Here is a 26319-nt window from a genome sequence, read left to right as displayed (position 1 = left end):
CCCGATCATCGCGTCCGTCAGAGCGCGACGGCCTCGCCCTCCACCTCGCACAGGAAGTCGGGCGTCGCCAGAGCGGAGATTTCCAGATAGGTGCAGGCAGGCGCATGTCCGTCAAACATACGGTCTCGAATCTCCCGGAAAGAAGCTACCGAGCCGGGAACAGTGGAATAGAAGACGATCTTCACAATGTCGTTCTTGGTCATTCCAGCACCCTCAATCACCTTGAAAAGGTTCTCGAATGCCTGGACAGTCTGGGCTTCCAGCCCTTCGCATACGCTTCCATCGGGAGCGATCCCGATCTGGCCCGAGGCAATTGCCCGCCGGGCGTTCGCCGGGATGGTCACAAGCTGGGAATAATGCGAGGCGGGCGCCACAACGCCTTTAGGATTGGAGAATTCCATCGGGTGACTTCCTTTCGGTTCAGACAGGTCGTCCGCACGCACCGCGAAAAACCGCACTATCATTTAAAGATCACTTAGAGAGAATGTCAGGCGAGGGCAATTGCGTGATGCAACTCACACCAATTCAGCGGTGTCCCCAACGACAACCCGGTCCCGACCACTTTCCTTCGCTTCGTATAAAGCAAGGTCCGCCGCTTTCAGAATACTCTCTATTTTGGGACAATCAGCGCCAAACTCGGTGCAACCAATACTTATCGTGAACTGAAGGCTATTCCCCGCTGCCTCGATGCTCGCAGCGCGCACGATGCGAAGCAGGCGTTCAGCAGAAACCAGGGCTTCTTCTTTGCCTGTCTCGGGTAGCAGAATTGCGAACTCCTCGCCGCCGATACGAGCCATTGTGTCAAGCTGCCGGATCTGTTCTTCCAGAAGCTTAACCAGATTCACCAGTACGATGTCTCCGACATCATGGCCAAAGCTATCGTTGATACGTTTAAAATGATCGACGTCGATCATGAGCAGAGATGATGGATGTTCATACCGGCGGACACGCTCGACTTCATTCTCCAGCCTGGACATGAAGTAGCGCCTGTTAAAAGCCGATGTCAGCGCATCGGTCGTCGCCAGCCGTTCCAATTCCTCATTCATAAGCTCAAGGCGTACAGCATATTCTCGCAGCCTGAGATGGTTTCGAACACGGGCCGTTACTACTGTCGGTTTGTACGGCTTGGTAATGTAATCAATCGCTCCAAGCTTCAGACCCTTCTCCTCGTCACCATCATCGGAGAGACCGGTCACGAAAATCACCGGTACGTTTTCCGTCCGCGGGTCGTCCTTCAAGGCCTTGATCACGTCATAACCGTCCAGCTCCGGCATCTGGATATCGAGCAAGATCAGGTCAGGCGGGTTTTCGAGGGCCTTGTCGATCGCCTCGCGCCCACTCAGGGCCGAGGTGACCGTGCCGAGATCTTTCAGGATGAGACTGAGCAACATCACGTTCTCTGGAGCGTCATCGACCACGAGGATCGCGAACTCCTGACTATCCATAACGTTGCTCATCACACTCTCCGTCACGCCCCACAATGATTTTTATATGGAACTTAATTGCTTGTCTCAGCATCCATCCGGAATGATTAACCGCACGTAAAGAACTGACGTTCTTCAAGCGTATCCTATAGTCGGCATCCTAGCAAAGAAGCTCCCCCAAGAAACTATTGATCGGCAGTACCCTGCTCTTCAAACGCCCGTATCCGATCCCGAATCAGCCCGTCCCAGGCGACCGGCCGTCCTGTACTCTTCACGAACTGGACGAGTGTTGACCGGCAGGTAAGCCGCACCTCACCCTCACAGCTCGCAATGATCTCGACATCAAGGCTCGACGTTCCGACCCGCTTGACTTCGAGGCTCCAGTCCAGCACGTCGCCCAGCCGGCTGGGTGCACTGAAATCGACGGCGATTTTGGCTGTTGGAATGCCCCGGTCGTCAATTTCGTGCATCTGATGAAACCCCCAATCGAGGCCGATGCGAAACCACTCCTCGACGGTGAGATTGATCATCTCGAAATAGCGCGGATAGAAAACCATCGCCGCCGGGTCGCAATGCTGGAAGCGCACATGCTGCTGCATCTCAAAAGCGGCCATATTTCAGTATTCTCCGTTGGTGAAGTCCTAGGGGGTGAAGCACCGGGCAAGATTCGAGGCGGCATCCTCCAGATCCCCGATTACATCGAAATGATGTTTGCCATCAGCATGAACTGTCGCCGTATCGACGCCAAGCCCGCCCCAGATAGAGGCAAGCAGGTCGTTTTGCCGCAAAAATTCGGGACGCTCGTTGGAGCCGGCCCAGCAGGTCATCCGGGCATTTAGAACTGGATACTGCAAAACAGGACTTTCCTGCGCAGCCTCGGCCACGTCAAGTTTCAGGTCGGCATTCATTTCAAGGTTCAGCAGGGGCCGCAGATCGTGCAAGCCGCTGATCGAGACGACATGCGCAATTCGTTTCCGCAGCGCATCGGACAGTGGCGCATTACGGCACAGCATACGGCTGACCAGATGACCGCCGGCGGAATGGCCGGCAAGATGAACGGGACCGTCGACACGCTCTGCTACCACTGAAATAGCCTGACCAATCTCAGCCGTGATATCGGCAATGCGCGCTTCCGGTGCCAGGGTATAGCTCGGGATGGCAACGGCCCAGCCACGGTCAACCGCGCCGCGCGCCAGATGCGACCAGGTGCTTTTATCGAAAGCCCGCCAGTATCCGCCATGAACGAACAGCGCAAGCCCCGTTGCCGGACCAGCAGGCCGGAACAGGTCGTAGCGGTTTCGCGCCCCCTCTCCATAAGGCATGTCGAGCTCAGCTCTCTCCGCCAATTCATGTCGAAATGCAGCGGCCCGCTGTTGCCACATCGGCGGGTAAGTCTCCGCACCGTCAATGTGCGGACCGTTCGCGTATGCATCATCCCAATCTGCAATCATGCGCTGCCCTGTAGTCCAGTGAATGGCCTAATGCCCCAAACACGATCCTAAATGACGCAAGAGCTGTCGGTCATTCCAATTAAGGCCCAATTTTTTGCTGCGAAATTAATTCAAAAGCCTAAGATTTACACATGGCGCAAGCACCAAGCACACGTCTCGCGGAAAATGCAGAGACACGCAAAACCCGGCTCCGGCTCTGGCTGAACATTCTGAGGACCGCGCGGACGGTCGAGAATGCGCTGCGAGAGGAAATGCGGGTCTCCTACGATCAAACCCTGCCACGGTTCGAAATACTGGCAATGCTGGAGCGTAGCGAAAGCGGCCTCCGAATGAGTGCCCTATCCGAACAATTGCTGGTCTCGAACGGTAATGTCACCGGTATTGTCGAACGGCTGGTCCAGGACGGGCTGGTGGAGCGATTGCCGGTCCCTGGCGACAAACGGGCCACTCTGGTCAGATTGACCCACAAAGGCGAAGCCGTATTCGCCGAGATGGCGGATGTCCATGAGCGCTGGGTGAATGATTTGCTCCGCGCCGTCCCACCGGAAACCGCGCAGCCCTTGATCGATGCGCTGACAACCGTTCGCAGACAGATACAGCAGGATTGAGCAGGCCGGAGGCCCAGACGGTGGTTAAATTTCCGTCGTCATTCGGTAACCCGGGCGATATGCCAGACGAACAAAGGTAATCGGCTCCGCATCGTTCCATGTTATCCGCTCGATGGCGAACAGCGCCATGCCTTCGTCTGTCTCGAGAGCCTTTGCCTGGGTCGCGGATGCATTTTCCGCGAGAAAACTGATATCCCCGCTAGTGAAAGGCTGGTTCCGGACCAGCCATTCGTTCGGGCTGATGGTGGCGAAATCCGCTTCGCCGAATTCCGGCACAGCCTCCAGATTGACCCAGCGATCTTCATAGAGAAACGGCTGGCCATCTGCGCGGTGCACCCCCCTGATATGAAGCGAATCGAAAGCCCCCTTCAGTTGCATCGCCTTGGCGACCGACACGGGCAGGCGAGTCCGCCGCAGTTCCAGAATATCGAACCTGTAAGCACAGCCCGCCGCCTCGACCTCAATGCGGGTGATCGGAATTTCCAACGTAGCCTTGCGCACCGGATCGAGCGCGACACGGGTTCCGGCCTTGCGTCGGCGTTCCAGCAGGCCGCTATCGGCCAGTCCCTGCAAGGCCCGGTTGACCGTCGCGCGGGCGCAGCCGAATTCCGCGGCAAGCTCGGTTTCGCCCGGAATAAGCTCACCCGGACGCCAGACGCGATCGGCTACACGGCGCTTAATTTCAGCCTGAATGCCTTGCCAGGATTTGAGTGCGGACTGCGTCAGAGTGCATTCTCCAGATCGCCAAGTGCTTCTCGGTAACGCGCCCGGATCTGGTCCCGGGCGATATGCCGCCCGTCTCTTACCACATGCCGCCCGGCGGACCAGACATCGCGAACCCAGCGGTCATCACCGGCGAAAATGAAGGTATCGAGAATACGGTCACCGGTGCGTCCGGCAATGTCGAGTGCGTCACCATCCAGCGCCACCAGATCAGCGATCCGGCCAGGTGCAATCGCCCCGCTGTCGCGTCCGGCTGCCTGGGCACCGCCGCGCACCGCTTCCTCGAACAATACACGCCCGGCGGAACGTTCCTGCTCTGCCAGGACGGCCCGGCCCTTGTCCCGCAACCGTTGGGAATATTCCAGCGTCCGCAGCTCCTCGCTCAGCGAGATCCGGATATTCGAGTCGGACCCGACACCGAAGGTTCCGCCTGCCGCGCGATAGCGCACACCGTCGAAGATCCCGTCACCGAGACTGGACTCGGTGATCGGGCAAAGCCCGGCGACCGCACCGCTCTTTGCCATCGCCTCGGTCTCGGACGGCTGCATCTGGGTGGCATGGATCAGGCACCAGCGCTGGTCGACTGCGTGGTTTTCCAGGAGCCAGGCCATCGGCCGGGCACCCCAGGCTGCCTCGACTTCCTCAACCTCGGCTACCTGTTCGGCGACATGGATATGGATCGGGCGGTCTGAACGGAGTGCCGCCGCCCCGGCAAGCGCCTCACGCGTCACAGCCCGGAGCGAATGCGGCGCGACACCGATGGCGCAATCCGACGTCAGCTTCGCCACCGCCTGCTCCGCCTCCTCGAGCAACCGGGCATAACGATCAGGATCATTGCCGAAACGGATCTGCCCCGGACCAAGGTCACGGCCGTCGCAACCGCCGACCTGATACAGAACCGGTGCCAGGGTGAGGCCGATGCCAGTTTCCGCTGCCGCCTCGACAACACGCTCACTCATCTCTCCGAGAGCAGCGTATGGGGCGCCGTCGACCTGATGATGCAGATAGTGGAACTCGACCGAGCCCGCATAGCCCGCTTCCAGCATTTCCATCTGCACAAGCGCCGTGATGGCGCTCACATGCGAAGGCGTCAGGGACTGTAGAAAACGGTACATCAACCGTCGCCAGGTCCAGAAACTGTCTTTCGGATCGGGTCCGCGGCCTTCGGTCAATCCCGCCATCGCCCGCTGGAATGCATGGGAATGCAGGTTCACCGGCGCGGGCAGCAACACGACAACGCGATGGTCCGCGCCAGCAGCGGCGGAAGCGTCGCCAGTCCGGACTGAGCCGATACGGCCATTGCCGTCAATCGTGACCAGTGCATCCCGGTGCCAGCCGTCTTCCATCAGAAGTGTCTCTGCGAAAACCGTCGTCACGGTGGCGTCTCCTTGTTGACAGCAATTATTATGTATAGACATAATATTCAAATCAGCCTTTCGGGCAAGCCTCTATTCGGACCATACGGCCATGCAGATTCTCGGCAACGCCACGCTCGCGACCATGCTTCAAGACACCAGTGCCTACGGTCTCGTGACCAACGGCGCCGTTGCTTTGCGGGACGGAAAAATCGCATGGGCGGGTCCGGAAGCCGATCTTCCAGCCCAGTTCGCGGAATGGCCGCGTGAGGATCTTGGCGGGCGACTTGCCACCCCCGCACTGGTTGATTGTCACACCCATATCGTCTTCGGCGGCAACCGCGCCCGCGAGTTCGAGCTGCGCCTTGAAGGCGCGAGTTACGAGGAAGTGGCCCGTGCAGGGGGCGGCATCGTCTCCACCGTGACCGCCACCCGGGCGGCGAGCGAGGACGATCTGGTCATGGATGCCCTGCCCCGCGTCGATGCGCTGCTGGCCGAAGGCATCTCCACAATCGAAATTAAATCCGGCTACGGTCTCGATATCGAGACCGAGCTGCGGATGCTCCGCGCTGCCCGGCGCATTGGCCGGGAAAGGCCTGTCCGGGTCCGCACATCCTTCCTCGGCGCCCATGCGGTTCCTGCGGAGTACAAGGACCGGGCAGATGCCTATATCGACGAGATCTGCCTGCCTGCCCTCACAAAGGCGGCGGAAGAAGGCCTTGTCGATGCCGTGGACGGGTTCTGCGAAGGCATCGCTTTCAGCCCGGCTCAGATCGAACGGGTTTTCAAACGGGCCAAAGCGCTCGGCCTGCCGGTAAAACTCCATGCGGAGCAGCTTTCCGATCTCGGCGGCACGGCCTTAGCCGCGCGATACGGTGCACTTTCAGCGGATCATCTGGAGTATCTCGGCGCAGACGGCATCGCCGCCATGGCGGAAAGCGGCACCGTCGCCGTTCTATTGCCCGGCGCATTTTATACATTACGCGAGACACAACTCCCGCCAGTCCAGGCCCTGCGCGATGCGGGCGTGCCGATAGCGATTGCGACCGACTGTAATCCCGGATCCTCCCCGCTGACCTCCCTGCTGCTGACACTGAATATGACCTGCACGCTGTTCCGTATGACTCCGGAAGAGGCGCTGGCAGGCGTCACCCGGATCGCCGCGCAGGCGCTTGGCCTCGACGATGCCGGCACCATCGAGGCTGGAAAACGGGCAGATCTCGCTGTCTGGAACGTCAAAGAGCCGGCCGAGCTGGCCTACCGCATCGGCTTCAACCCTCTCCACAAACGCATTTTCGCGGGGACTTCATGAGCGACATCATCCTGACGCCGGGCAGCACCACGCTGCTCGATCTCGAAGGCCTGCGCGGTCAGGGCCACCGGTTCCGGCTCGACAGGGCGGCGAAACCCGCTGTCGATGCGGCTGCCGCTCTTGTCGCCCAGGCGGCGAATGGGGATGAGGCCGTCTATGGCGTCAATACCGGGTTCGGCAAGCTCGCCACCGTGCAGATCGCACCGGAGGATACGTCCACCCTGCAACGCAACCTGATCCGCTCTCACTGCGCTGGCGTCGGCGCGCCGACGGAGACACAGGTAGTGCGGACGATGATGATCCTGAAGCTGCTGTCTCTCGGACGCGGCGCCTCCGGCGTGCGTTGGGAAGTGATCGAGCTGATCGAGGCAATGTTGCGCGTCCGGGTGACACCCGTCGTGCCGAGCCAGGGTTCCGTCGGCGCTTCCGGCGACCTCGCCCCGCTCGCCCATATGGCCGCGGTGCTGATCGGCGAGGGCAAGGCCGAGTACAAGGGCCGGATCATGCCGGGCAAGGAGGCGCTGGACACCGCCGGACTGACACCGATAGAGCTAGGCCCAAAAGAAGGTCTGGCGCTCATCAACGGAACCCAGTTCTCCACCGCCTACGCACTGATCGCTCTCTCCCACGCCTGGCGCAATGTCGAGGCGGGTGTGGTCGCGGCGGCACTTTCGACAGACGCCATCATGGGCTCCACCGCGCCCTTGCATCCCGCTATCCACGCGCTTCGCGGCCAGCCCGGCCAGATTGATGTCGCCGCAGCCATGCGATCCCTGATGGAGGGATCCGAGATCCGCGAGAGCCATCGCCATGGCGATACCCGCGTCCAGGACCCCTATTGCATCCGCTGTCATCCTCAGGTTTCAGGCGCGGCCATCGACATGATGCGCCATGCCGCCCGCACGCTTGAGATCGAAGCAAACGCAGTGACCGACAACCCGCTGGTTCTGGTCGAGGATGGCCGGATCATCTCCGGCGGCAACTTCCATGCGGAGCCGGTTGGCTTCGCCGCCGACCAGATGGCCATCGCCATCGCCGAGATCGGCGCCATCGCCCAACGCCGTGTCGCCCTTATGGTGGACCCGGTGTTGTCCTTCGATCTGCCGGCCTTCCTGACACCCGAGCCCGGCCTCAATTCCGGCCTTATGATCGCAGAGGTCACCACTGCCGCGCTGATGAGCGAGAACAAGCATCTCGCAAATCCCTGCTCGACGGACTCGACCCCCACAAGCGCCAATCAGGAAGACCATGTTTCGATGGCCGCCCACGGCGCCCGGCGACTGATGCGGATGAACGACAACCTGACACGGATCATTGCCGTCGAACTGCTCTGCGCCGCGCAGGGCATTGAGTTCAGGGCACCCCTAAAGACCAGCACAACCCTCAACCGCGTGGTATCGGCCATCCGCGCCGTCTCTCCGACACTGACCGAAGACCGAGAGGTCGCGAACGACATAGAAGCGGTTGCAGAACGCATCCTCGACAAATCAATCGCGGAAGCCACTGAACACGATCCGCTGCTGTCCCTTTCCGCCCGTTACTAGACCGGAGGCGAAACAATGACCGATCCCCGCAAGAATGCCCGCGACATCTTCCCGCCGACCGGCCCGGAGCTGAACGCCAAGCACTGGACCACCGAAGCACCGATGCGCATGCTGATGAACAATCTGCATCCGGACGTGGCCGAAAATCCGCATGAGCTGGTGGTTTATGGCGGTATTGGCCGGGCGACCCGGACCTGGGAAGACTTCGACCGGATCGTCGCCAGTCTCAAAGAGCTTGAAGAAAACGAGACTCTGCTTGTGCAATCCGGGCGCCCTGTCGGCGTCTTCCGCACCCACGCCGACGCTCCCCGTGTCCTGATTGCCAATTCCAACCTGGTGCCACACTGGGCCACCTGGGAGCATTTCAACGAGCTCGATCGCAAGGGCCTGATGATGTACGGCCAGATGACGGCCGGCTCGTGGATCTATATCGGCAGCCAAGGGATCGTGCAGGGGACGTACGAAACCTTTGTCGAAGCCGGGCGCCAGCATTATGACGGCGATCTGAACGGCAAATGGATCCTGACCGGCGGCCTTGGAGGCATGGGCGGCGCCCAGCCGCTCGCCGCAGTCTTCGCAGGGGCCTGTTGCCTTGCTGTCGAATGCGACGAAACCCGAATCGATTTCCGCATCCGTACCGGCTATGTCGACGAGAAAGCCACCAGCCTCGACGAAGCACTGGAGATGATCGAACGCTGGACAGCGGCTGGCGAAGCCAAGTCCGTCGGCCTGCTCGGTAATGCCGCCGACATCTTCCCGGAACTGGTAAAGCGCGGCATCCGCCCGGACATCGTCACCGATCAGACCTCGGCGCACGATCCGATCAACGGCTACCTGCCGCAAGGCTGGACTGTCGCCGAATGGCGGGCGAAGCGCGAGAGTGACCCGAAAGCGGTCGAGAATGCTGCCCGCGCGTCAATGAAGGTGCATGTCGCCGCCATGGTGGATTTCTGGAACCAGGGCGTGCCGACGCTGGATTACGGCAACAACATCCGTCAAGTCGCGCTGGAAGAAGGGCTGGAGAACGCCTTCGCCTTCCCTGGCTTCGTACCTGCCTATATCCGCCCGCTGTTCTGCCGCGGCGTTGGCCCGTTCCGATGGTGTGCGCTGTCCGGAGATCCGGAGGATATCTACAAAACCGACGCCAAGGTTAAGGAGCTGATGCCGGACGACACGCATCTGCACAAATGGCTCGACATGGCGCGTGAGCGGATTTCCTTCCAGGGACTGCCCGCCCGGATCTGCTGGGTCGGCCTCGGCGACCGACACAGGCTCGGCCTAGCCTTCAACGAGATGGTCCGTAATGGCGAGCTGAAAGCCCCGGTGGTGATCGGCCGCGACCATCTAGACAGCGGCTCCGTCGCCTCCCCAAACCGGGAAACCGAAGCGATGAAGGACGGCTCTGATGCGGTGTCGGACTGGCCGCTGCTGAATGCCCTCCTGAACACCGCCTCCGGCGCCACCTGGGTCTCGCTGCATCATGGCGGCGGGGTTGGCATGGGCTTCTCACAGCATTCCGGGATGGTCATTGTCTGCGACGGTACCGAGGATGCCGACCGGCGGCTGGAGCGGGTTCTTTGGAACGATCCGGCGACCGGTGTCATGCGGCACGCGGATGCGGGCTACGAGATCGCCATAAACTGCGCCCGGGAGCATGAATTGAATCTTCCGGGCATTCTGAACCGGTAATTAAAATCCGGAGACAAAAACGAAGTGAGGAACCACAGAGTTTTCTGAACAGGGAAAGGCAGAACTATGAAAAGACGTGATTTTCTGAAAACAACAGCAACCGGCGCAGCAGCTGTCGGTGTAACGGCAGGCGCTGCGACGCTTGCCTCACCAGCGATTGCCACTGGCAAGATACAGTGGAAGATGGTCACGGCATGGCCGAAAAACCTGCCTGGTCCGGGTGTGGCCGCGCAGATGCTCGCGGACCGGATCACTACACTGTCCGGCGGCCGGCTTGAGGTCAAACTGTTCGCTGCCGGCGAGCTGGTTCCAGGCCGGGGCGTGTTCGACGCTGTGTCCGAAGGAACCGCAGAACTTTATCACGCGGTTCCGGCCTATTGGGGCTCCAAGTCCAAGGGCATCCTGCTGTTCGGCTCCCAGCCGTTCGGCCTGCGAGCGGATGAGCAGTTTGGCTGGCTGGCACATGGTGGCGGACAGGAACTCTATGACGAGATGTATGGCCGTTTTGGCCTCAAGCCGTTCCTGTGCGGCAATTCCGGACCTCAGTGGCAGGGCTGGTTCCGTAACGAGATCAACTCCGTCGACGATCTCAAGGGATTGAAGTTCCGGACCACCGGTCTGGCATCGGAAATGTGCGCCAAACTCGGCATGTCCGTGCAGGCCATGGGCGGCCGCGCCATGTTCCAGGCGATGCAGTCCGGCGCACTGGACGCCGGTGAGTTCATTGGCCCGTGGACGGACAGCGCCCTCGGCTTCTATCAGATCGCCAAGAATTACTACTGGCCCGGCGTCGGCGAGCCGTCCTCGGCAGAGGAATGCGCGGTGAACATGGAGGCCTACAATGCCCTTCCGGATGATCTGAAGGGCGCGGTCAAGATCGCTTGCGAAAGCCTCTACAATCCGGTCTGGACCGAGTACACGACCAAGCATGCCGCCGCTCTGAAGCAGCTGGTGGAAACCAAGGACGTGCAGGTCAAGAAGCTTCCGGAAGAAGTCATCATCGCCATGGGCAATGCCGCTGGCGAAGTGATTTCGGAGTTACGCGGCGATAGCGACGAGCTGGTGAAGCGGATCACGGAAAGTTTCATCACCTATCGCAAGTCGGTTGCCAGCTACATGGTCTATGCCGATAACGGGCAGATGAACGCTCGTGCACTTAACTACACGTACTAAGGCCCATCTCTCGGGGTACGTTCCTTAAATGGGAAAAGCCGGGGCGGAATTCCGCCCCGGCTTTCACTGATCTATCATGATGAATTCCCCATTCGCCGATTATCTCGACAGGATTAACGACACGGTCGGCAAGATCGTCCGTTGGCTCGCCATATTCATGGTGCTTGTGCAGGTTGCCATCGTCATCATGCGCTACGGCTTTGGCATCAGCGCAATCGCCGTGAACGAGAGCGTTCTCTACATGCATGCGGCCCTGTTCATGCTGGGCGCCGGATACACTTTGCTAATCGACGGACATGTCCGTGTTGATATCTTCTACGCAAAGGCCAGTACCGCAACAAAACAGGTGATCGACATTTTCGGGCACCTGTTCCTGCTACTGCCATCCATGGCGACTGTGCTCTATTGGTCATGGCCTTCCGTGCGGAACGCATGGTCAATTCTTGAAGGTCCGATTTCCGTTGGCGGTATCCCCGCCTCTTTCCTTCTTAAATCCCTGATACCGGCCTTTTGCGTGCTGCTGATGATCCAGTCCACAGCGTGCCTGTTGCGGAACATAGCCGTCCTCGCCGGACGGAGGATCTGACACGATGGCCCTCGACCTGTTGATGTTTCCGGCTCTGATTGCCTGCATCCTTCTCGGCTTTCCGGTTGCATTCAGCATCGCGGGTGTTGCGATCCTTTTTGCCGCACTCGGATGGCTCACAGGCGCAATGGATATCTCCCTGCTCGGCGCTCTGGGGCAGCGCATTTTCGGTGTCGTCACCAATGACGTTCTGATCGCGATTCCACTCTTCGTGCTGATGGGGATAGTGCTTGAGAAAAGCCGAATAGCCGAAAACCTGCTCGAAACCATGGGCCAACTTTTCGGCCGCGTGCGTGGCGGTCTCGGTGTCTCGGTCGTGCTTGTTGGCGCCCTTCTGGCGGCCTCGACCGGGATTGTTGGGGCAACCGTCATCGCGATGGGGATGATCGCCCTCCCGACCATGCTGAAGAACCGCTACGATCCCCGGCTAGCCTCAGGGCTTGTCTGCACGGCAGGGACACTCGGCCAGATCATTCCGCCATCGACCCTGCTCATCATCCTCTCGGACGTCATGTCCAACGCCTACCAGCAGGCACAGTTCACCCAGGGAAAGTTCTCAGTCGAGACCATCTCCGTCGGCCAGCTTTTCGCCGCCGCTCTGGTCCCCGGCTTGACGATGGTTGGTATTTACATCGCCTATGTGATGGCACGCGCCTGGCTGCGCCCGGGCGACGCCCCCGCCATTGAGATCAGTGGAAGCCCGCCGACACGCACCGCAGTGCTTGGCGCCGTAATACCGCCCGTATTGCTCATCGTTGCCGTGCTGGGGGCGATCCTGGGCGGCATCGCGACGCCGACGGAAGCAGCCTCTGTCGGCGCAATCGGTGCTCTGCTAATGGCAGGGCATCAGCTTGGTGCAGACCGCCGCATCATCCTGTTTGGTGCGGGCAGCTTGATACTGCTTGCGGTCGCGGCAGGGCTTTTCCCCGTACGCCTGCAACGCAGCGATGCCGAGTTAGCAGACTGGTTGCAGGGTGGCGCCTATGCAGGATTGGTTCTGCTTGGCACCGGAGCTATCGTGAACGCTCTTATGAAAGCGCACCGATCCGGGATTCTCAAACCGGCAATGACCCAGACTATGACGGTCACCTCGATGATTTTTGCCACCATCCTGACAGCCAGCATCTTCTCGCTGGTCTTTGTCGGACTCGGTGGCGAAGAACGGGTGGAACAAATTCTGACGGCCATGCCTGGCGGTCCTTTGGGCGCCCTGGTCTTCTCCATGGCGCTGATCTTTGTGGCGGGGTTCTTCCTCGATTTCGTAGAAATCACCGTGATCCTGCTGCCCCTGATCGCCCCCGTACTGATAATCATGGGGCATGATCCGATGTGGCTTTCCGTGCTGATCGCAATCAACCTGCAAACCTCTTTCCTGACCCCACCGTTCGGATTTTCGCTGTTCTATCTCCGTGGCGCCGCACCGAAAGAAATCACCACCGGCCAGATCTATGCAGGGGTGGCGCCCTTCATCCTTCTCCAGATCCTGGCGGTCTCGGTTATCTGGGTGCTACCGCAAATCGCGACATGGCTACCCGGGATCCTGTTCTGATACCGGAGGCAGCAACTGAGCTTCATCTGTCACCCGGATCAAACCTGGATCACGAAACAGTGGCTTGCTGCGGCGCGCGAACGGTGCTGGTAGAACCGCAGCTTTAGCGTTCTGCGGATAGGTCAGGCTACAATCCATGCAACCCATTACAAGCGGCAACCAATCGAAGAGACGCGCAATCGCGGACTATTACCCGTGGACGGACCGGACAGGCCGGGTTTCGTTGGTCAAAACCGTTGTTCTGCTCGCCATCCTGACACCCGCTTTTTTGCTGATATTCGACACGCTTGTCGGAAAACTGAGCGCACGCCCCTGGGATGTGGCGATCCACCGGGTCGGCTGGTGGTCCGTTGTGTTCCTGCTGGCATCGCTTACCGTTACACCGCTGCGCCGAACACTGCGCTGGAACGGACTGTTCGCAGTCCGGCGCATGATCGGCGTTTCCGTCTTCTTCACGGTGGCGCTGCACCTGTTGCTCTATATGGGCCAGCAAGCTTGGGACCTGCCAAAGATTGCCACCGAGATTGTCCTGCGGTTCTATCTGGCTATCGGTTTCGTCGCTTTGCTCGGCCTCGCCGCTCTTGCCGCGACATCGACGGACGGCATGGTTCGGCGCCTCGGCGGCAAGCGCTGGCAGCTCTTGCACAAGCTGGTTTATCCGATCAGCCTGCTGGCCTTGGTGCACTTCTTCCTGCAATCCAAGAATGATGTGACCGAGCCGATCCTGTTCAGCGGACTATTCGCCTGGCTGATGCTCTACCGCGTCTGGCGATGGCGCCTGGGCGATCCGTCACTCGGCGGGCTGGCAGCCCTGGCCATCGCCACTGCCTTGCTGACTGGCGCAGGAGAAAGTATCGGCATCGCGCTCACACACAATGTCCCGCTATCGGTGATGCTTCAGTCTCAGTTCGATCCAAGCATCGGGATTCGCCCAGCCTGGTGGGTTCTGGGAGCAGGACTTGCCGTGACGGTTAGCTCGGCGATCAGACAGTATCAGCGGCTCCTAGCCTCCGCTTGATGAAACGGCTCAAGACGTCGGCGCCCAGTCATTCGCGAAGGGTTTCTCCAATGCCCGCGCCACCAGCTCAAGCCGGTCCTGGCCATAGAACGGATCGCCATCGACCACATATGTCGGGGATCCGAAAAAGCCCCTGGCAATAGCCTCCTCCGTATTGGCGCGATGCCGTGCGGCAACCTCCTCCGCGCCGGCGGCCTCGATCAGAGCCGCCCCGTCGATTCCCGCCGAAGCCGCTATAGCCAGCAGGGTTTCGCGGTCCGATAAGTCCGCATCATCCGCCCAATGCGCTTCCAGAAAGCCATGCGCCAGCCGGTCCGTCTGCTCTCCCGTCTCGCCGCTCGCGATCAGCATCCGGTTCGCTGTCTCATAAGATTCTTGATGATAAGTCGGCGTTCGGCCGAGCATCCTCACATTTCGGTATTCGGCCCAGCGCTCTATCTCCCGGCGGAATGCATAGTCACGATAGACAGCGTCCTCGACACGACTGGTATTTCCGCGCGCCGTAACAAGTGTCCGGAGAACGAACGGCCGGTGCACAAGCCTGGCCCCGGCCCTGGCCGCTATCTCCTGCAAAACGGCGGAGCCGATATAGGCATAGCCGGAGTAAGCAGCGTAGAAATACTCAATCGTTTTCATTTGGCGGGTTCCAGGCCGGAGGGAAACGCTCACTCTAATGCCTGTTTCCCGAAAAATGAGACTGATCTTTTCGATGACGCTCTTCGTAACGGAAAGGGTCCAAAGACCAATCGATCGAGGCGTCCGCCATGAAGCCGTTGAACAAAAGCAACCTGCCAGAAAAAACCTGCCCGATCTGTCAGCGCCCTTTCGCCTGGCGCAGAAAATGGGCGCGGGTGTGGGACGAGGTTCGCTACTGTTCGGAGCGCTGCCGGCGCGCCGCTAAAAACAAGCGTCATCAGAGTTCCGAAAGAATCACCTCGGCACTGTCGCGATAATCCTGCTGCTTGGCCGGCGTCATCCTGTCCCAGGTACGGTAGACAGGGCCCAGACGTGGATTACCGCCCAGCTGTCCGCGGTTTCTATCCATGAAATGCCAATAAAGGGAATTGAAAGGGCAGGCGCCCTCGCCCGTTTTCCGCTTCACGTCGAAATGACAGTTCCCGCAATAGTCAGACATTTTGTTGATGTAGTTACCGCTGGCCGCATAAGGCTTGGAGCCCAGCAAACCACCATCGGCGAACTGGCTCATTCCCAATGTATTCGGCATCTCCACCCATTCATACGCATCGGCATAGACCGCCAGATACCATTCATGCACCTGATGTGGATCGATCCCGGCCAGCATTGCGAAATTGCCAGTCACCATCAGACGCTGGATGTGGTGGGCATAAGCTTCTTCCCGCGTTTGTCCGACGGCCGCCGCGAGGCAAGACATGTCCGTCTTGCCGGTCCAGTAGAAATCAGGCAATGGGCGCGTGGAGCCAAAGAAGTTCGAGCCCGCATAGTCCGGCATCTTCAGCCAGTAAATGCCCCGGATAAATTCCCGCCAGCCGATGATCTGCCGGATGAAACCTTCCGCCGCGTTCAGAGGTACATCACCGTCCAGGTAGGCACGCTCGACCCGGCGGCAGACTGCGAGCGGTTCAAGCAGGCCCGCATTGAGATAGTGGCTCACAACGGCGTGGTAGAGAAAACTCTGCCCCGTCAGCATGGCATCCTGAAAGTCCCCGAAGCGCGGTAAGGCCTGCGCAACGAAACTTTCGAACGCCGCTTCCGCATCCGCGCGGGTTACAGCGAACCAGAACGGCTCCAAATCGCCAAAATGGTCCGCGAACTGAAGAGCAACCAGATCGAGAACCTGCCCGGTGACTTTATCCGGGTTTGTCCGCAATGGCTCGGGCATGAAGAGGTCACCCGCAGCGGGCTTCCGGTTTTCCGCATCATAGTTCCATTTGCCCCCCGCCGGCTTATCCCCCTCCATCAGCAGACCGGTCTTGCGGCGCATTTCACGATAGAAATACTCCATCCGGAGCTGCTTCCGACCGTCCGCCCAGGCCGTGAACTCTTCTCTTGATGACAGAAAACGATCATCCGGAAGAACATCCACCGGCCGTCCGAGAGCATCGCTCCAACGTCGCACTTCCTTCTGCAAGCGCCACTCTCCGGCCTCGGTGACGAGGATGCGCGCGGGGTTCAACCGCCCTGAAATCCGCTCTACCTCTGCACCGAGAGATCCGGTATTCTGTGGATCGTCCAGCCGGACATATTCGACCGACCAGCCGTCTTCGCGAAGCTCGTCGGCGAAATGCCGCATCGCTGAGAGAAGAAAGGCGATCTTCTTCTTGTGGTGTTTCACATAGGTCGCCTCGGCGGCGACTTCCGCCAACAGGACAACATCACTGTGCTTGTCTCCCGCCTTGAGCGAGGAGACTTCCGGAGACAATTGGTCGCCGAGAACAAGGATCAGATTGCCGTCCATGGCAGGTACCGCATAACAGAGGGACACTGTAACGGATACGCTCTTCCAGCGGTGATGGATTGGTCAGCGATCAAATGCAACCGGCCGGCCGCGATCGCTGGCCGGCCGGTCTGGTAGACGCAGCAGTCCTAGCCGATCAGGCCGTTGTCGTCGCGCTTGATGGCGATGACGCAGGAGCGCGGCACCGAGGCGCCGCCGTCCGGGAAGTGGCTGTTGCCCTTCTCACCCGGATGCTGGATGCCAACAAACAGAGTTCTGCGGTCCGCACTCCATGTTACGCCAGTGACCTCGGCTTCATTAGGGCCGACGAGGAACCGCTTTATCTCACCGGTTTCCGGATCGCCAACCAGCATCTGGTTGTTCCCCATTCCAGCGAAATCGCCTTCGTTCTTGTAGTTGCCGTCCGTCTGGATCCAGAGCAGGCCCGTGCTGTCGAAGGCAAGGCCGTCAGGGGAATTGAACATATTGTCGGCATTGACGTTACCGGAGCCCGCATACGCGTCGGAATGCACCGCCGGGTTGCCTGCAAGTACGAACAGGTTCCAGTTGAAACCGCTCGCGATATGGTCGCCGCCTGCCGGCTGCCAGCGCACGATCTGACCGTAATTGTTCTTCTCACGCGGGTTCGGTCCGTTGGCCGACGTATCGTCGCCACCGGCATTCGGCTTTACGCCGCGGTTCTTGTTGTTGGTCAGGCAGCAATAGATTTCGGCCTTCTTCGGATGCGAGGAAACCCATTCCGGCCGGTCCATTGTCGTGGCGCCAACCTTCGAGGCGGCGATCCGCGTATGGATCGAGATCTCCGGCCGTGACATGCCCGTGGCTTCCGGCGTCAGCGCGAGCCATTCACCGGAGCCATCGTCATTGAACTTGGCAACGAAGAGGGAGCCGGTCTCGAGCAAGTCAGAATTGTCGCCACCCACGGCATAGGTGCCGTCGGAGATGAACTTGTAAAGAAACTCGCCGCGCTCATCGTCGCCCATGTAGGCGACAACCTGACCGTTCGCCGCGACCACCACTTCGGCGTTCTCGTGCTTGAAACGGCCAAGGGCGGTGCGCTTCTTCGGGGTAGAGGTCGGGTCCATCGGATCGATTTCGACAATGTAGCCAGCGCGGTTCGGCTCATGCGGATGTTTGGAGATGTCGAAGCGCTCGTCGGCTGTCGCCCAGGCGTAACCCCAATCCTTCGTCTTCACGCCATAACGGCTGAGCTCGGCGCTCGGCTTGTAGGCCTCGTCACTAGAGGAGAAGTAACCGTTGAAATTCTCCTCGCAGGCCAGATAGGTGCCCCACGGAGTGCGGCCGTTACCGCAATTGTTCCAGGTGCCGAGCGAGGTGGTGCCACTCGGATCGGCGGCGGTCTTCATCAGATCATGGCCGCGCGCCGGGCCGGTCAGCTCCATCGGCGTATCGGCGGTGATGCGGCGATTCAGAGGCGAATCGACAACGACATGCCAGCGGCCGTCCTGCTCTTCGACTTCCATAACGCTGACACCATGCGCGGCCTTGCCCTTGCGCACATCGTCGGGGTTTTCCGGCAGCTTGCTTTCACGCGCTCCATAGATAATCGAGCGGTTGGTGTATTCGTTGTTCACGGCGAGGACATTCTTGCCGCCGGAGACAAACAGGGCCATGCCGTCATTATTGTCGCCGAAAGCCATTTCCTGCGTCTCGCCCGTACCCCGGGTCGACTGGTCGAAATCGGCACCGCGAGACCAGAGTGGCTGCCCCCAACTCGTGACGATGTTCCAGTTATAGCCCTTTGGCACGGTTATCGTGTCCAGCGTATTCGCCGCAACCTGCTCGAAGGAAAGACGGGTGGCCGCCTCGACCGGCGTCAGCGCGGAGGTGCCCATAAGGAAGCTGGAAGCGCCGAATACAGTCAGCGCGCCGAGGAAGCCACGACGGCTCATTGCGCTTTCAACAACGATATCGAAACCGCAGACATCGGGGCTGGGGCTGGTAGCCTCATCCCATTCGTCAAAAGACATATCGTGGTCCGGACCTGGGATCGGGCTGTGCTTGATATCCTGCATATTCTCTCTCCGAATTCGCGTCTTTGGCCGTTTTTTCGGCGCATTATGGAAGTCAGGAGATTATGCGTTTCAGGTTTGCGAAATATGACAGTGACGGATGATTTCTCGATTCATCCGCCAATATCTACCGAGTGTACTCAAAACCGATCGCATTCAATTTGGATTGGCGGCCGCATGTTCCGTCAGGACCGTATCGATCTTGGTTTTGAGATGTGTCAGAGAAACCGGCTTCGTTATATACCCGTCAACGCGCAACTCCTTTGCTTTCATGACTGTGTCAACCTCTGCATCGGCAGTCAGGAAAATCACCGGCAAATCCGCAACACCGCCGGTTTTCAAACCCCGCAGGGTCTTCAGAAACTTCATGCCACCCATCGGTTCCATATGAATATCGCAAAGGATCAGATTTGGACGGACACGCAGCAACTCCTTCATCCCGTCAATTCCGTCAGAAACTTCGTAAACGGCCTCAAAACCGATCTCGCGCAGCAGCCTTACAATGATTTTCCGAATGTAGAATTCATCTTCAAGTACAAGAACATTCATCGTTTCGTACTTTATTTTCGGAATACCCATCAGCCCTCCCCGGACTCCTAGAAAATCCGTTTAACCGTTTCGTCGAACTCTGTGAGGGTTGGCTCCAGCACTTCAGCCATAATCCCGGCCATCACGTCATCCTGCGCGTCAAGCGCGTCCTGCAACTCGCCTGCGATGCGCCCCAGACGGAGCGCTCCAACCGAGAGCGCAGCTCCTTTGAGGGAATGCGCCGCGTTGCGCGCGGCCGCCATGTCTCCCTCCTGCATGGCATGACCGACTTCGGAAATCCGAACACCCCACGCTCCCCGCGCGGACAAAACGAACTCCTTCGCCTCGTCATCGAATTTGCCAAAAGCCTCTTCCATGGCGGCCGGCTCAAAGATCTCCCGGTCCCAGACGGGCAGATCGGGAACATCCTCCGCCTCTTCGGGCTCGGGTTCGTCGCTCTCGGCGTCGCGTCGCAGTGGGAGACCCGCAGGCAGATAATCAGACAGAGAAGAAACGAGCATTTTGCTGTCGATCGGTTTGGTCAGACAGGCGTTCATGCCAGCAGCGAGACATTCCGCCTCGGTTTCGGCCATCGCATCGGCTGTGAGAGCGATTATCGGCAAAGGCTTATCAGCGGCGGTTTCTTTTCCGCGAATTGCCCGGGCAAGCGAAAATCCATCCATGCCAGGCATGTTGATATCGGTCAGCAGCAATCCATGACCGCCATCATCAAGCGCGGCGAGTGCGGCAGCGCCGTCATCGACAATCTCGCAGGCAAAGCCCATGCGGAACAGCATTTTGCGGACCACCACCTGGTTAGTGGGATTGTCTTCGGCGACAAGCACAATTGCATTCGCAGACCGGGCCTCTTCAAGTGGAGGCGGCGTGAACGCAAGTTCCGGACGCGCATCCCCTTCTTGCGCATCGGCGCGCTCCAGGCCAAGTGCTATCGCCACGGCGCGCCACAGCTTTGGGCGGGTGATCGGCAGAGGGAGCAAAACCGCGGCGCTCTTCTTGGCCGCGTCAGGAAGACCAGCCAGAGCCTCCCGTCCAGCGCAAAGCGCCAGCGCCCCGCCCGGTTTACATACCCGCCGGGCATCGTCCAACTCACCCCCCAGCCCTGCAATCACGAGGTCGCACGGTTGAGTATTTTCCGGATCGTCTGCTCCTATGTCGGTCACGCCTCCCGCCTGCAGATAGCGGGTCGCAACATCGGCCTGGCAGGGCTCAAGCCCGGCGAGCAACACTCTTGCTGCGGAAAGATCGTGGTCTGGGGCCGGAACCGTTCCCTCATCCCCTTTCACCGGCAGCTCAAACCAGAAAGTAGATCCTTCGCCGAGAGTGCTGAGAGCGCCTATACGTCCCCCCATAAGTTCTGTCAGACGATGGCTGATCGACAGCCCCAGACCGGTGCCACCAAACTTCCTGGCTGTCGACTGGTCGGCTTGGACGAAGGGTTTGAAAAGTTTGCTGCATTGTTCCTCGGTCAATCCAATGCCGGTATCCAGAACCTCAAACCGAAGCCACTCACCGTCATGATCGGAAAGTTCACGGATCTTGATACGAACATTGCCACGTTCGGTGAACTTGACGGCGTTACCGCCGAGGTTAAGAAGAATTTGGCGCAATCTGGTCGGGTCGCCATGACGCTGGTCGGCAAGATCCGTCTGGATATCCACTATCAGCGAGAGTCCTTTCTCGTCCGCCTTCTGGATCAGGATTTCAGAGGCGCCGTCCACCGTCTCCATAAGAGAAAACGGAACAGTCTCGATATCGAGCTTTCCGGCTTCGATCTTGGAGAAGTCGAGAATATCGTTAATGATAGTCAACAGAGCGCCAGCGGAGTCCCGTATGACCCGGGCCATCCCACTTTGCTCAGCATTGAGTTTGCTGAGCGCAAGCAGTTCAGCCATCGACATGACACCATTCATCGGTGTCCTGATCTCGTGGCTCATTGTGGCGAGGAAAGACGATTTGGCACGGGTGGCGGCTTCCGCCATATCGCGGGCCTCGACGAGTTCCGCTTCCGCTTTCTTTCTCGCAGTGACTTCAACACCGAGCTTGACCACATAGAACGAGACCGTCCCGAAAGCGACAATGGCGACGAACAACAGAGTCACATTGCGCATCAAAGTGGTATTCGCATCGGCCAGAATGGTATTCATGCCTTCTGCGAGATAGATGCTGATGGGCATTGCGAGATCCGGGTCGAGTACAGCCCTCGTAGCCAGATATTGAGCTTCACCGGTATCGACGATGCTAACGGTGCCTGGAACCAGCAGAGACTCGATCAGGATCTGCTCAACCGAATTTTTCTCCCGGTAACGCTCCAGAAAAGCCTCCACATCTAGCTTCTCTGACGGTTTCGCCCGCACCAGATCCGGATGCCCGAGCATTCTCCCGGCTAGGTCCGTTGCAAAAATCAGATCGCCGAAGCCATTCAATATCTCCGAAGCCTGAACAAGAGTGAGGGAGAGCGACGAGAGAGACAGGTCCACCCCCAGAACCCCCCACAGCGCACCGTCATCGTGATAGAGCTTCCGCGTGTACGTGACGCCTAGAGAACCGCTGGACGCAAATTGATAAGGTTTTGTCCAGACACCGGATTCAGCAGCAAGAGCCTCTTTATACCAGGGACGGCTTCTAGGATCGTATGGCCCGGACGCGACATCCACCCCGACCCAGCGGCCGGTCTTCTTTGCCGTGGAAAACCAGTGTCCGGCAGGTTCCCCGGTCGGGTCGTCAATAACCCTCCGCGTCAGTTTCCCTTCGGTAGCGCTCTGGTTCAAAGGCACAAGATCCTGCACCTGCAGGAAACGGCCATCGGGAAACCCGATATAGATTCCGTTTATCTGCGGCAAACGCCGAACCGGTCCCGTCGCTACAGCGAAGAACAGATCCTCAACCTCAAGATCTGACAGTCCGACGAGACGGGTATCAGTGATTGTCTCGTAGACCGCTGGTCCCGGATCAAAAAGCCGATTGAGTTCACGTGAAAATGTCGACCGGGCGACCGCTAGTTGTGCGCTGCCATCAGATATCAGCGCAGCATACTGCCGGTCATATACCCAGTATGAAATCCCGCTGCCAAACGCGAGGATAAGTATAAATGCCGCAACAGAGGCTAAAGCCCGTGTCATAGTGGCTCCAGAGGCACCAACCAAAAGGTACCACATAACAGTATTTTTCATACTATGGAGTGCCAGTGCTAAAAATAAAATCAATACAATTTTTATGAGAACAGAGCGGCCACCAAGCGACTGTTGCCGCATCGTACGGTTTTAAGATTGCCTTTCATTAATCGGCACGACATTGTGGCCGCCGATTTTCACCGCATCGGTCAAGCCATGAAGTCTCTGAGGCAGAAACGGACATTGGCGCTGCTCCCCGCGATCCTCTGGGTCGCGGTGCAATTCGCCATGACCGGTGTGTTTTCCACACCGGCATCAGCCGCTTATGCCGCTCTCCTCTCAGGAGAAGCGGAGCAGATCGTCGAGATCTGTTCCTCGGATGGCCTCCGGACCATCGCTGTTGACGCACAAGGTCGTCCCGTTCCGGCGACCGGTGGTGCAAACACATGCGACTGGTGCCAGTCCTTCGGCGCTTTCATTCTGCCGGCACCAACTGTTGACGGTATCCCACACGGTCTGTCTTCCGGTCATATCCGGCAAATCATACCGAACCAGCAACACCATCGTCTGGCTGCATACCAAAGCCGGCACCTGACACGAGCGCCTCCTTCTGTGACCTGATCCTCCCAATAGGTGCCTCGGCACCGCGATTAGCTTTCACAAAAGGAAAATTCATGCTCCGCACTCTTCGTGCGGCCGGGGCTTGTCTAGCCCTCGCCGCCGCATTACTTGCCGCAATCCCCACGACGGCATCCGCCGCTCCTGAAACCGTCACCGTCACGGATACTCTTGGCCGAACCGTGACCGTGCCGCACGGCGCAAAGCGCGTTCTTCTCGGTTTCTACTTCGAGGATTTTTACGCCATCGTTGGCCCAGATGCCTTCAAGCGTGTCGTCGCCATCTCCCGCGATACGTGGGAAGGCTGGCGTAACCTGCAATGGAAAGCATATAGCGCGGTTGAGCCGCGCATCGAAAAGCTTGTCGATGTCGGCGAAGTTGAATCCGGAACCTTCAACCTTGAAGCAGCGCTGGTAGCAAAACCTGACGTCGCCATCGTCGCCGCATGGCAATTCCGCGCCATGGGCAATGCGGTCGACAAACTGGAGAAAGCGGGCATCCCCGTGGTTGCCGCCGATTTCAATGCACAGACCCTGGAAAAACATCTGGCGAGTGCCCGGCTGATCGGGGCAGTTATGGCCACCGAGGATCGTGCCGAACAACTGGCCAGCGAATATGAGAACGCCTTCAAAGACGTCCTCGCCCGTGTGGCAAATGCTACCGGACCGAAAAAACGAGTCTATGTTGAACTCGCACGCAAGGGTGCTTCGGAATACGACAACAGCTATGCCGGACGGATGTGGGGCGGCGTGATCGACCTTGTCGGTGGAGACAATATCGCCAACGGACAGATCACGAACTGGGGTGCTCTCAGCCCCGAATATGTGCTCGCTTCGAAACCGGAAATGGTCCTGCTTGCAGGCTCCGGTTGGGCAGGTCGGGATCAGGCTGTTCTGATGGGCTTCGGCGTCGACGAAAATGAAACGCAGGCACGAGCAAGGGCATACCGGTCTCGTCCCGGATGGGCGGAGCTGCCTGCGATCCGGAATAACGAAATCTATGCCGTCTATCACGGCGGCGCCCGGACCCTCTACGACTACACCTTCCTGCAATTCATCGCCAAAGCGCTGCATCCGGAGGCGTTTGCCGATATCGACCCGCAGGAGAACCACCGGCGCTTCTACGAAAGATGGCTGCCTGTTAAGGCCAGTGGAAGCTTCATGCTGAAAGTGGATTGATCACCTTCCGGTCCCGGTGGTGCTCACAGCTTCGCCGGGACCGGCCCGCTTCCTCCTATCGCGAGAAAAGCATGACGCATTCACTCCAGCAGGAGCCTGCCCCTGAGCTTGCCCAGGAGCAGATTGCCTACAGATCATTGATGGCGCGGCGGTCCGGTTTGGCTCTGGTCGGCATCGCACTGGTCTGCGCCGCCGCCATCGCCGACCTTTTGATCGGCCCGTCTTTCCTGAATGTCTTCGACGTCCTCGCTGCTCTGGTTGATGCGGATGGCGCAAGTGATCCGATGACACTCGTGATCGTGCACGATATTCGCCTGCCGATGACCCTGACCGGCTTGATCGTCGGGGCGTCCCTCGGGATAGGCGGAGCGTTGATGCAAACCATCCTGGGAAACCCGCTGGCCAGCCCCTACACGCTCGGGTTTTCCGCCGCGGCCGGTCTTGGTGCGTCGATCGCCATCCTCACCGGCTTATCGCTCGGCGCCCTGTCGGCTTTCAGTGTTCCATTGGCCGCTTTCAGCACTGCCTCACTCGCCGCCTTGATCGTTCTTGGCCTCGCATGGAGACGCGGTATGAGCGCGGAGATCATGGTTCTGGCCGGTATCGCAACCCTGTTCCTGTTCCAGTCGCTTCAGTCCCTCGTGCAATACATGGCCTCGCCGGAAGTCCTGCAGGAGATCGTTTTCTGGGTCTTTGGCAGCCTGCTGAAAGCAGACTGGATCAGCGTCAAGGTCTCCGGCTCGGTTCTGATCGTCGGGATGCTTCTGATTATACCGGACCTGTGGCGGCTAACGGCGCTCCGGCTCGGAGACGACCGCGCAGCCAGCCTGGGCGTGAAGGTCAAACCGCTCCGGTTTCGAATTTTCGCAATCGTGGCCCTCCTGACCGCAGGCGCCGTCTCGTTTGTCGGCACAATCGGCTTCATCGGGCTCGTCGCCCCGCATATCGCACGCATGCTGGTCGGGGAAGATCAACGCCTGTTGCTACCGCTATCAGGCGCTGCTGGAGCAGGCATCATGATCGGCGCATCGATTGCCTCGAAGCTGATCGCGCCAGGCGCCATCGTTCCGATCGGTATCGTCACCGCGATTATCGGTGTGCCTTTCCTGTTCGGACTGATCCTGAAACAACGGAGGGCTTACTGGTGACACTGTGTGTAAATGGCCTCTCTCTCAGTTACGGACAGACGGAGATCCTGCGGGATATCAGTTTCAACCTCACTGCCGGGTGCCGCGCCGCGCTGGTCGGCCCGAACGGTACTGGCAAGTCCAGCCTGCTGCGGGCGATTGCCGGGCTGCAACCGCATGGCGGCACGGTGTCGCTGCTATCGGGCGAACGGCCGGAAGATTCCATTGCCTACATGCCGCAGGACACCGGGACGGCATCTGCATTGACCGTTTTGGAAGTTGTTCTGCTTGGTCGGCTGAGAAGCCTCGGCCTGCGGGTAGGCGAGAATGACCGCATAGCAGCCTTTGAAGCGCTTGCCATCTTCGGGCTGACAGATCTTCAGTCACGAACATTGGGGCATCTCAGCGGCGGTCAGCGCCAGTTGGTGTTTCTCGCCCAGGCACTGGTTCGCACGCCTCGCGTTCTGCTGCTTGACGAGCCGACAGCCGCGCTTGACCTGCGGCACCAGATCCTTGTCCTCGACATCGTTCACAAACATTGCCAGACGCATGGAATTCTTGCCATTGCAGCTATGCACGATCTTGGGCTGGCAGCCCGCTTTGCCGACCAGGTCATCAGCTTGTCTGCGGGACGCATCCTGGCGACCGGCACACCAGAAGAAGTCCTGACAGCCGCAGCAATCGAAACGCTTTACGGAGTCACCGCAGAGGTTACTCGCACTGCCTCAGGCGGTTTTGCCATTACGCCAACCGGGCTCGCAAACCCGCCCGGCAGCCAGAAAGAACGCGTTTCAGCTTGAATTCCCACGCCTGCTCAGGCAGAAGCCCTGCACTC

The 26319-nt window shown here is 59.3% G+C and carries 24 protein-coding genes; 13 read left to right on the top strand and 11 right to left on the bottom strand.

Going from position 1 to position 26319, the window contains the following annotated elements:
- Positions 1–17: 17 nt before the first annotated feature.
- From ABJ076_RS07405 to ABJ076_RS07390, 4 genes are all read right to left on the bottom strand, one after another.
- Positions 18–401: a Rid family hydrolase gene (locus ABJ076_RS07405; protein WP_348194649.1), complete on the bottom strand. Its 384-nt coding sequence runs from the start codon at positions 399–401 to the stop codon at positions 18–20.
- 114 nt (positions 402–515) lie between these two features.
- Positions 516–1457, bottom strand: coding sequence for a diguanylate cyclase (locus ABJ076_RS07400; protein ID WP_348194647.1), 942 nt, complete (start codon positions 1455–1457; stop codon positions 516–518).
- Positions 1458–1609: 152 nt separating this feature from the next.
- Positions 1610–2038: a thioesterase family protein gene (locus tag ABJ076_RS07395; protein WP_348194645.1), complete on the bottom strand. Its 429-nt coding sequence runs from the start codon at positions 2036–2038 to the stop codon at positions 1610–1612.
- A gap of 27 nt (positions 2039–2065) precedes the next feature.
- Positions 2066–2875: an alpha/beta hydrolase gene (locus tag ABJ076_RS07390; protein WP_348194644.1), complete on the bottom strand. Its 810-nt coding sequence runs from the start codon at positions 2873–2875 to the stop codon at positions 2066–2068.
- 131 nt (positions 2876–3006) lie between these two features.
- Here ABJ076_RS07390 and ABJ076_RS07385 point away from each other — a divergent pair, with 131 nt between their 5' ends.
- A complete protein-coding gene (locus ABJ076_RS07385; RefSeq protein WP_348194642.1) occupies positions 3007–3483 on the top strand; it encodes a MarR family transcriptional regulator in 477 nt (158 codons plus the stop codon).
- 24 nt (positions 3484–3507) lie between these two features.
- Here ABJ076_RS07385 and ABJ076_RS07380 read toward each other — a convergent pair whose 3' ends face one another.
- Positions 3508–4176: a UTRA domain-containing protein gene (locus ABJ076_RS07380; RefSeq protein WP_348194730.1), complete on the bottom strand. Its 669-nt coding sequence runs from the start codon at positions 4174–4176 to the stop codon at positions 3508–3510.
- A gap of 29 nt (positions 4177–4205) precedes the next feature.
- Positions 4206–5582 (bottom strand): formimidoylglutamate deiminase, encoded by a 1377-nt coding sequence (locus ABJ076_RS07375; RefSeq protein WP_348194640.1) that lies wholly within the window; start codon positions 5580–5582, stop codon positions 4206–4208.
- Between the two features lie 91 nt (positions 5583–5673).
- On the opposite strand from ABJ076_RS07375, the gene hutI reads away from it, so the two are divergent.
- The 7 genes from hutI (at position 5674) to ABJ076_RS07340 (ending at position 14432) form a co-directional block, all read left to right on the top strand.
- The gene (gene hutI / locus ABJ076_RS07370; RefSeq protein ID WP_348194638.1) at positions 5674–6873 is read left to right on the top strand and encodes an imidazolonepropionase; all 1200 of its coding nucleotides are present in this window, start codon (positions 5674–5676) and stop codon (positions 6871–6873) included.
- A gap of 5 nt (positions 6874–6878) precedes the next feature.
- Positions 6879–8417: a histidine ammonia-lyase gene (gene hutH, locus ABJ076_RS07365; protein ID WP_348194728.1), complete on the top strand. Its 1539-nt coding sequence runs from the start codon at positions 6879–6881 to the stop codon at positions 8415–8417.
- A 15-nt stretch (positions 8418–8432) separates the two neighbouring features.
- Complete coding sequence (gene hutU, locus ABJ076_RS07360) at positions 8433–10106, top strand: urocanate hydratase (RefSeq protein WP_348194636.1); 1674 nt, start codon at positions 8433–8435, stop codon at positions 10104–10106.
- 66 nt (positions 10107–10172) lie between these two features.
- Positions 10173–11279 carry a TRAP transporter substrate-binding protein gene (locus tag ABJ076_RS07355; RefSeq protein WP_348194634.1) on the top strand — a complete coding sequence of 369 codons (1107 nt, stop codon included), beginning with the start codon at positions 10173–10175 and terminating at the stop codon, positions 11277–11279.
- Between the two features lie 76 nt (positions 11280–11355).
- Complete coding sequence (locus ABJ076_RS07350; RefSeq protein WP_348194633.1) at positions 11356–11865, top strand: TRAP transporter small permease subunit; 510 nt, start codon at positions 11356–11358, stop codon at positions 11863–11865.
- Between the two features lie 4 nt (positions 11866–11869).
- Positions 11870–13414, top strand: coding sequence for a TRAP transporter large permease subunit (locus ABJ076_RS07345; RefSeq protein WP_348194631.1), 1545 nt, complete (start codon positions 11870–11872; stop codon positions 13412–13414).
- 136 nt (positions 13415–13550) lie between these two features.
- Complete coding sequence (locus ABJ076_RS07340; RefSeq protein WP_348194629.1) at positions 13551–14432, top strand: protein-methionine-sulfoxide reductase heme-binding subunit MsrQ; 882 nt, start codon at positions 13551–13553, stop codon at positions 14430–14432.
- Positions 14433–14441: 9 nt separating this feature from the next.
- On the opposite strand, the gene ABJ076_RS07335 is transcribed toward ABJ076_RS07340, so the two are convergent.
- Complete coding sequence (locus ABJ076_RS07335) at positions 14442–15068, bottom strand: 2-hydroxychromene-2-carboxylate isomerase (RefSeq protein ID WP_348194627.1); 627 nt, start codon at positions 15066–15068, stop codon at positions 14442–14444.
- 128 nt (positions 15069–15196) lie between these two features.
- Between ABJ076_RS07335 and ABJ076_RS07330 the strand changes: the two genes are divergently transcribed.
- Positions 15197–15385, top strand: a complete 189-nt coding sequence (locus ABJ076_RS07330; protein ID WP_348194625.1) for a DUF2256 domain-containing protein — start codon at positions 15197–15199, stop codon at positions 15383–15385.
- On the opposite strand, the gene ABJ076_RS07325 is transcribed toward ABJ076_RS07330, so the two are convergent.
- The 4 genes from ABJ076_RS07325 to ABJ076_RS07310 form a co-directional block, all read right to left on the bottom strand.
- Positions 15346–16869 carry a cryptochrome/photolyase family protein gene (locus ABJ076_RS07325; protein WP_348194623.1) on the bottom strand — a complete coding sequence of 508 codons (1524 nt, stop codon included), beginning with the start codon at positions 16867–16869 and terminating at the stop codon, positions 15346–15348. The two genes, ABJ076_RS07330 and ABJ076_RS07325, sit on opposite strands and share 40 nt — an antisense overlap.
- A gap of 128 nt (positions 16870–16997) precedes the next feature.
- On the bottom strand, positions 16998–18905 hold the full coding sequence (locus ABJ076_RS07320) for a PhoX family phosphatase (RefSeq protein WP_348194621.1): 1908 nt from the start codon (positions 18903–18905) through the stop codon (positions 16998–17000).
- Between the two features lie 153 nt (positions 18906–19058).
- Complete coding sequence (locus ABJ076_RS07315; RefSeq protein WP_348194620.1) at positions 19059–19481, bottom strand: response regulator; 423 nt, start codon at positions 19479–19481, stop codon at positions 19059–19061.
- Between the two features lie 17 nt (positions 19482–19498).
- Positions 19499–22570 carry an ATP-binding protein gene (locus ABJ076_RS07310; RefSeq protein ID WP_348194619.1) on the bottom strand — a complete coding sequence of 1024 codons (3072 nt, stop codon included), beginning with the start codon at positions 22568–22570 and terminating at the stop codon, positions 19499–19501.
- Positions 22571–22744: 174 nt separating this feature from the next.
- On the opposite strand from ABJ076_RS07310, the gene ABJ076_RS07305 reads away from it, so the two are divergent.
- The 4 genes from ABJ076_RS07305 (at position 22745) to ABJ076_RS07290 (ending at position 26284) form a co-directional block, all read left to right on the top strand.
- Positions 22745–23182, top strand: a complete 438-nt coding sequence (locus ABJ076_RS07305) for a DUF2946 family protein (protein WP_348202634.1) — start codon at positions 22745–22747, stop codon at positions 23180–23182.
- A gap of 53 nt (positions 23183–23235) precedes the next feature.
- On the top strand, positions 23236–24357 hold the full coding sequence (locus tag ABJ076_RS07300) for an ABC transporter substrate-binding protein (RefSeq protein ID WP_348194617.1): 1122 nt from the start codon (positions 23236–23238) through the stop codon (positions 24355–24357).
- Between the two features lie 71 nt (positions 24358–24428).
- On the top strand, positions 24429–25505 hold the full coding sequence (locus tag ABJ076_RS07295) for an iron ABC transporter permease (protein WP_348194616.1): 1077 nt from the start codon (positions 24429–24431) through the stop codon (positions 25503–25505).
- Positions 25502–26284: an ABC transporter ATP-binding protein gene (locus ABJ076_RS07290; protein WP_348194615.1), complete on the top strand. Its 783-nt coding sequence runs from the start codon at positions 25502–25504 to the stop codon at positions 26282–26284. Before ABJ076_RS07295 ends, ABJ076_RS07290 begins: the two co-directional genes overlap by 4 nt.
- Positions 26285–26319: the final 35 nt, after the last annotated feature.

It is taken from the genome of Nisaea sp., assembly GCF_039990255.1.
Taxonomy (GTDB): domain Bacteria; phylum Pseudomonadota; class Alphaproteobacteria; order Thalassobaculales; family Thalassobaculaceae; genus Nisaea.
Note: the sequence above shows the minus strand (reverse complement) of the source record. Positions and strands in the feature narration are given on the sequence as shown.

Excerpts from the sequence above, each read along its gene's own strand:
- ABJ076_RS07405 (WP_348194649.1), bottom strand. The coding sequence starts at position 401 with ATGGAATTCTCCAATCCTAAAGGCGTTGTGGCGCCCGCCTCGCATTAT.
- ABJ076_RS07400 (WP_348194647.1), bottom strand. The coding sequence starts at position 1,457 with ATGAGCAACGTTATGGATAGTCAGGAGTTCGCGATCCTCGTGGTCGAT.
- ABJ076_RS07395 (WP_348194645.1), bottom strand. The coding sequence starts at position 2,038 with ATGGCCGCTTTTGAGATGCAGCAGCATGTGCGCTTCCAGCATTGCGAC.
- ABJ076_RS07390 (WP_348194644.1), bottom strand. The coding sequence starts at position 2,875 with ATGATTGCAGATTGGGATGATGCATACGCGAACGGTCCGCACATTGAC.
- ABJ076_RS07385 (WP_348194642.1), top strand. The coding sequence starts at position 3,007 with ATGGCGCAAGCACCAAGCACACGTCTCGCGGAAAATGCAGAGACACGC.
- hutI (WP_348194638.1), top strand. The coding sequence starts at position 5,674 with ATGCAGATTCTCGGCAACGCCACGCTCGCGACCATGCTTCAAGACACC.
- hutU (WP_348194636.1), top strand. The coding sequence starts at position 8,433 with ATGACCGATCCCCGCAAGAATGCCCGCGACATCTTCCCGCCGACCGGC.
- ABJ076_RS07355 (WP_348194634.1), top strand. The coding sequence starts at position 10,173 with ATGAAAAGACGTGATTTTCTGAAAACAACAGCAACCGGCGCAGCAGCT.
- ABJ076_RS07350 (WP_348194633.1), top strand. The coding sequence starts at position 11,356 with ATGATGAATTCCCCATTCGCCGATTATCTCGACAGGATTAACGACACG.
- ABJ076_RS07345 (WP_348194631.1), top strand. The coding sequence starts at position 11,870 with ATGGCCCTCGACCTGTTGATGTTTCCGGCTCTGATTGCCTGCATCCTT.
- ABJ076_RS07340 (WP_348194629.1), top strand. The coding sequence starts at position 13,551 with ATGCAACCCATTACAAGCGGCAACCAATCGAAGAGACGCGCAATCGCG.
- ABJ076_RS07335 (WP_348194627.1), bottom strand. The coding sequence starts at position 15,068 with ATGAAAACGATTGAGTATTTCTACGCTGCTTACTCCGGCTATGCCTAT.
- ABJ076_RS07330 (WP_348194625.1), top strand. The coding sequence starts at position 15,197 with ATGAAGCCGTTGAACAAAAGCAACCTGCCAGAAAAAACCTGCCCGATC.
- ABJ076_RS07325 (WP_348194623.1), bottom strand. The coding sequence starts at position 16,869 with ATGGACGGCAATCTGATCCTTGTTCTCGGCGACCAATTGTCTCCGGAA.
- ABJ076_RS07320 (WP_348194621.1), bottom strand. The coding sequence starts at position 18,905 with ATGCAGGATATCAAGCACAGCCCGATCCCAGGTCCGGACCACGATATG.
- ABJ076_RS07315 (WP_348194620.1), bottom strand. The coding sequence starts at position 19,481 with ATGGGTATTCCGAAAATAAAGTACGAAACGATGAATGTTCTTGTACTT.
- ABJ076_RS07310 (WP_348194619.1), bottom strand. The coding sequence starts at position 22,570 with ATGACACGGGCTTTAGCCTCTGTTGCGGCATTTATACTTATCCTCGCG.
- ABJ076_RS07300 (WP_348194617.1), top strand. The coding sequence starts at position 23,236 with ATGCTCCGCACTCTTCGTGCGGCCGGGGCTTGTCTAGCCCTCGCCGCC.
- ABJ076_RS07295 (WP_348194616.1), top strand. The coding sequence starts at position 24,429 with ATGACGCATTCACTCCAGCAGGAGCCTGCCCCTGAGCTTGCCCAGGAG.